The 5,052-nt window shown below is 62.7% G+C and carries 6 protein-coding genes and 1 pseudogene; 6 read left to right on the forward strand and 1 reads right to left on the reverse strand.

Annotated features, from left to right (window positions below):
- From O7A70_RS33380 to O7A70_RS33405, 6 genes are all read left to right on the forward strand, one after another.
- Positions 1 to 730, forward strand: a 730-nt coding sequence (locus O7A70_RS33380; RefSeq protein WP_337144137.1) for a DUF1403 family protein, incomplete at its 5' end; no start/stop codon positions are given.
- Positions 731 to 732: 2 nt separating this feature from the next.
- A complete protein-coding gene (gene scpB / locus O7A70_RS33385) occupies positions 733 to 1,410 on the forward strand; it encodes an SMC-Scp complex subunit ScpB (protein ID WP_337144138.1) in 678 nt (225 codons plus the stop codon).
- Positions 1,411 to 1,920: 510 nt separating this feature from the next.
- Complete coding sequence (locus O7A70_RS33390; protein WP_442921252.1) at positions 1,921 to 2,550, forward strand: DUF6088 family protein; 630 nt, start codon at positions 1,921 to 1,923, stop codon at positions 2,548 to 2,550.
- Positions 2,543 to 2,782: a nucleotidyl transferase AbiEii/AbiGii toxin family protein gene (locus tag O7A70_RS33395; RefSeq protein WP_442921253.1), complete on the forward strand. Its 240-nt coding sequence runs from the start codon at positions 2,543 to 2,545 to the stop codon at positions 2,780 to 2,782. The genes O7A70_RS33390 and O7A70_RS33395 overlap by 8 nt, the downstream gene beginning before the upstream one ends.
- A 734-nt stretch (positions 2,783 to 3,516) precedes the next feature.
- Positions 3,517 to 4,152, forward strand: a complete 636-nt coding sequence (locus O7A70_RS33400; protein WP_337144140.1) for a hypothetical protein — start codon at positions 3,517 to 3,519, stop codon at positions 4,150 to 4,152.
- 119 nt (positions 4,153 to 4,271) lie between these two features.
- Positions 4,272 to 4,610, forward strand: a complete 339-nt coding sequence (locus tag O7A70_RS33405) for an ATP-binding protein (RefSeq protein ID WP_337144141.1) — start codon at positions 4,272 to 4,274, stop codon at positions 4,608 to 4,610.
- Positions 4,611 to 4,920: 310 nt separating this feature from the next.
- Here the strand turns inward: O7A70_RS33405 and O7A70_RS33410 are convergent.
- Positions 4,921 to 5,052 (reverse strand): annotated as a pseudogene (locus tag O7A70_RS33410) (IS1595 family transposase); the annotation flags it as partial.

The raw sequence follows: 5,052 nt of genomic DNA on the forward strand, positions 1-5,052 counted from the left end.
CCGCGCCGAGGACGCGGCCGCCTTGCGCGATGCCTGGCACCTGCGCCCGGCCGCCGCCGATCCCGGCCCCGCCGGCGCCATTTTTGGCGCCTGGCGCCAGTTGTCGCTGCAGCCGCCCGTCGCCATCCCCGACCGGCTGGCCAGGATTGCCGAACAGCTCGGGCTCCACTGGGACGACGCGGCGCTCGCCAGCCTTTGCACGGAGATCGAGGCTATAGCGGGCTCTGAGCGGCCGGCGCCGTTCGCCGCCGCGGCGATCGCCGCGCACGTCGTCGCCCTGCGCCCCGACGCCGCGCTTTTGGCCTGGTGGCTGGCCGACCTGGTGCTGGCGCAAAGTTTTCGGTGGCCGCGGCCGCTGCCGCTGCTCATGACCCAGGTTTTTTCGTCAGCCTTCCGCGCCGAACTTGGCGGCAAAAGAATCCGGCCCGGCGAAAAAGGGTTTGAGCGGGCGGTCTGCGTCGCGCTGGTTGCGGCCGCAGCCGAGGCCTGCCGGCTGGCCGCCGAGTTGGCGCGCCGCGCCGAAAAGCTCATCGCCATCGCGCCAAAACTGCGCGCCAAAGGCGCCGGCGACGTGATTTTTCTGCTGCTCAACGAAGACGCCGTCTCCGGCTCGCTCGTGACAAAGAACCTGTCGCGTTTTGCGGCGCGACGCCTGTTCGAACGGCTGCAGCAACTCGACACCGTGCGCGAGCTGTCGGGCCGTTCGTCTTTCCGGCTGTTTGGACTTTAGCGATGGCCGAGACAGCGCGCGACGAAAGGGCGAAAAAAAATGTCCAGCGAATGCTGGTGGACACCGAGCTCGAGCACCTGCCGGCGGAACTGCGCTGGCGCGAGTGGATGGGCCGCGTCGAGGCGGTGATCTTTGCGGCAAGCGAGCCGGTGACACGAAGTGTGCTGGCGCGGGTGGTGGGCAAGAATTGTAACCTCGAGCTGATCATCGACGACATCCGGGCCGAGCTCGTCGGCCGCCCTTATGAATTGGTCGCGGTCGCCGGCGGCTGGCAGCACCGGACCAAGAAAAGTTATGGCGACGTCATCCACGCCGCCTTCGGCACGGCGGCGGGCGAGGGGGCAAAGGAGCTGAACCAATCCGAAGCGCTGGTCTTGATGTGCATTGCCTATTTCCAGCCGATCACCCGTGGCGAGCTGTCTTCCTTCTTCGGCAAGGAGGTGTCGCGCGATCTGATCGGTGTGCTGCGCGGGCAGGAGCTGATTGCTTCGGGCCCGCGCTCGCCGCAGCCGGGCGCGCCCTATACCTATGTCACGACGAAGACTTTTCTGTCGCAGTTCGGGCTCGACACGCTGCGCCAGCTGCCGGATTTCGAGGCGCTCGAGGATGCCGGACTGCTGTCAAAGGAAAAGCTGCTGGCCGGCGATATTCCGGCCGGGCTGGCGGGCGGGGAGTGCTAGGGCGATATTCTTGTGGATTAGGTGCTGTGAGCGGGGCGTGGTGGGGTTGCGGCCATTAAGACGCCACGAGCATGCTGACCCGTTGTGGCTTGATTGGCGCCCCCGAGGTCCCGGATTGCTGGCCAACCAGCGCAACATGGGCTTTAGCGTGTTCTAGGGCTTGTGCAACGACTTCCGGGCCTGCGCTACTTTGTAAATCTGCGTTATTTCGGCCGTATACGGTGCGGCAGATCCGCCGGGTTGGGCTGGGGGACGAGAAGACGCGGGGCGAGTATATGAGCGCGATCGCTGTGGCGCTGCTGCGGAAGGCCTCGCATGAGCGCGATGAAAATGAACAAGGATCACGACGTCCCTGTCTCGTGTGGCTGGCTGACCGAATAGCCAACCATCTTAAAAGCTCGACAGCCGGGCCAGCGGACAGATAGAGGCCAGTAGGGACTGGTCGGACTCAGAACAGTTGCGATTCTGAGCATCTTGAATGTCAGAAAAAGATAGCCTATTTTCTGACACATGAAAACGGTCATAACATCTGTTTCCAATCGGATCATGCGCCGCGCCCGCGCTGGCGGGCGTGGCTGTGTGTTCACGCCCAGCGACTTCCTCGACGTGGCGGGGCGCGCGGCTGTCGATCAGGCCCTTTCTCGCTTGGTCAAGATAGGAAAGCTGCGCCGCTTGGCGCGTGGCCTCTATGACTACCCGAAGGTGCACCCGAAGCTGGGTCACCTTTCGCCGGCTTCCGACGACGTCGCGCGTGCACTCGCGCGGGAGACTGGTTCAAAGGCGCAGATCGCCGGCGCGCACGCAGCCAATGCGCTCGGCCTCTCGACGCAGGTTCCCGCAAAGAGCCTTTATCTGACGGACGGGCCCTCGCGCCGGGTCGTGCTGGGCAAGCGCGTGGTCGATCTGCGTCACGCTTCGCCCAAGCATCTGATCGCACCGGGCAGTCCTGCCGGGACCATTGTCCAAGCTCTTCGCCATGTCGGGCCGGTTCGGGCCTCCGACGTGGCCCAGCTCGCCGCGCGTCGGCTATCGGCGGTTGACAAGAGACTACTTGCGTCCAACGCAGTTCAGGCTCCCGCCTGGATGCGTCCGACGCTGATCTCGATCGGCAACACAGCGTCGAACGCCGCGAATGGATAAGGTTGCTCTTCTTCCGGCAAGCGATCGGGCAGCGCTCTTCGGCGAAACCGGCGCCCGGCGCGGCGTCGCCAACACGATCATCGAGAAAGACTTCTGGGTCTGCTGGACCTTGAAACGATTGTTCGATCTTCCGAAGCACGCCGCAGCCAGCCTGGTGTTCAAAGGCGGAACGTCCCTGTCTAAGGCCTTCGGCATTATCCGCCGTTTCTCCGAGGACATCGGTGCGCCGTGACGGCGCGGGAGGGTAGTATGACATAGTTGAAACTCTCCCAGCTTTGCTGATTTTCGACCGACGGCTGCAATGCCGTCCCTTTCGTGGGAACAACGAAAGGAAGGGGACCGAAAAGCTGGACCGGGTGTCGCCGGTTCGGTGTCATAAGCAGATCGGTCTGAACTGTACCGGACGGTAACCATCGCTACCGGGCCGGGCTACCGCAGTGTCCATGGTGAGACAACGAAGTGCGTGGTTGAAGCCTCTGAATATCCGAGAAGTTTCCCAACCGTGATGGCGAGGGAGACAAGCAGCGCGATCAGACATGGCAGGGCTCAATGTTCCCTGCTGAGGAGTGCGAGAAATACGCACTCGGGGTGGGCGAGTTCCTTTAACCCACTCTCCGCATCGCCAGGGGTATAGCGCACCACCTACAGGCACGAAGGTTGAAAATCGGAACACGGGAACTTGAACCGTCTGCCCGGCAGGAACCGGGCTGACCGCTTCCTGGACAGACAGGCGAAGGTCGATGCGGAGCGAGCGGAGGCGCTGAGGAGCGTCGCCGCGAAGGAAGAGGAACTGGCTGCAAGGCGGCTCGCGGTCGAAAATGCCGAGAGGCGAGAAGATGCATGGCAGGCCGAGGTCAAGGAAACGCTGAAGGGCACCTGGCTCGAAGATGGCATCGCCGGGACTGGGCTTGGCAGCGTGCTCGATCAGTTGTTGAGCTATCAAAGGCCCTGCAGGATCGTGAGGCCATGCGTATCCGCATCCGCAAGATGGAGGCGGATAGGACTGCATTTGCTAAAGAGATTGTCCGCCTGGGTGCGCTGGCCGGCGAGGCGGCCAGCGACGAGGCACCAGAACAGATAAGCGCCAGGCTTACTGAGCGTCTCGAGCAAGCCGAGCGCGGCCGAGAGGCGAAGAAAAATCTCCTGTTCGACGTCCAAGGGCTGCAGGACGCCGGCGATGCTCTCAGAGCCGAGATCGCCGCACCCGAGGCGACAAAGCGGGAGGTGCTAGACGCCTTTGGGGTGAACACTCTGCCCCAGGTCGTGCAGCGCGATGAACAGCTTCGCGAGCGAGACCGCCTGCAGAGTGCCGTGGCCGAGCTTCAAGAACGATTGACGAGCGAGCTCGGCGCCGCAGACTTCATCCAGGCGCGTTCGTTGTTGGAAGGCCTCGATCTCGATGGCCTCGCAGTTGAAAAGGTGGAAATCGAGCGACGCCTCACCGACCTCGATGACTCACTGCAACAGCAGCTCGTCCGGCGGACCGGGCGACCGACAAGCTCGATGCGATCGGCGGCGACAGCGCAGTTGCCCGGGTCGATGCCGATCGTCGCACCGTCCTTCTCGAAATCGAGGAAAAGGCCGTCCGCTACATCGAATTGAAGCTTGGGGTGATGTCGGCGTCGAGCGCGCTTCGGGTCTATCGCGAACGTCACCGCTCCGGAATGATGAGCGAGGCCTCCGACGCCTTCGCACTGATCACACGCGGCCAATAAACAGGCTTGGCGACCCAGCCGGTAAAGGGCGGCGAGGTCCTCATCGCGACACAGCGGGATGGCCAATCGAAGGTCGCGGACGCTCTTTCGAAAGGCGCGCGCTTCCAGCTCTACCTGGCTCTACGCCTCGCCGGATATTACGAGTTTGCCAAGCTCGGGCCGGCTGTTCCGTTCATCGCCGACGACATCATGGAGACCTTCGACCATCTCCGGTCGGAGGAAGTTTTCCGGTTGTTCGGCGAGATGGCCAGCGTCGGCCAGGTGATCTATCTCACCCACCACCAGCACCTATGCGACATCGCCAGGGCCGTCATTCCTAGCGTGGCCATCCACGAGCTCGGGTAATTCAAACGGCATTGTTTGTTGGCTTGTTCTCGAGGCAAGTCGCATTGTCAACGACCGCTTCGCGCCTCATGCCGGTCACTCAAACCATGTCGTCTGTTCCCCGGCAGCGGTCAGTATGACTGCCAAGTGGTAGATCGGGGTAGTGCTCTGAGCGTTCTGCAAATTCGTTGAGAGGGGGCGGTCATGGCAAGGTGGTGCTGTTCAGCTAAGAAGTGCGACAGCAAGTGGACACAAATTGGAGCACTTCGACCGTCCTCGACGGCGTCTATGTGGGGTCGGAACAAGAACTGCTCCAAATCGTACGCGGCCTTTACCAACCAAAGACAGCTACGGTTGATTTGATGATGATTCCTCCATCCAGGCTTCGGCGCATCTGACGCCCCGTGGCGGCGCGAAAGACCTCAGTAGTTGCAGCGCCGGGGGCACCCGCGACCAGATGGTT

Source organism: Mesorhizobium sp. Cs1299R1N1, from assembly GCF_037179655.1.
GTDB lineage: Bacteria > Pseudomonadota > Alphaproteobacteria > Rhizobiales > Rhizobiaceae > Mesorhizobium > Mesorhizobium salmacidum.

Coding starts and splice junctions, on each gene's coding strand:
- scpB (WP_337144138.1), top strand. CDS start 733: ATGGCCGAGACAGCGCGCGACGAAAGGGCGAAAAAAAATGTCCAGCGA.
- O7A70_RS33390 (WP_442921252.1), top strand. CDS start 1,921: ATGAAAACGGTCATAACATCTGTTTCCAATCGGATCATGCGCCGCGCC.
- O7A70_RS33395 (WP_442921253.1), top strand. CDS start 2,543: ATGGATAAGGTTGCTCTTCTTCCGGCAAGCGATCGGGCAGCGCTCTTC.
- O7A70_RS33400 (WP_337144140.1), top strand. CDS start 3,517: ATGCGTATCCGCATCCGCAAGATGGAGGCGGATAGGACTGCATTTGCT.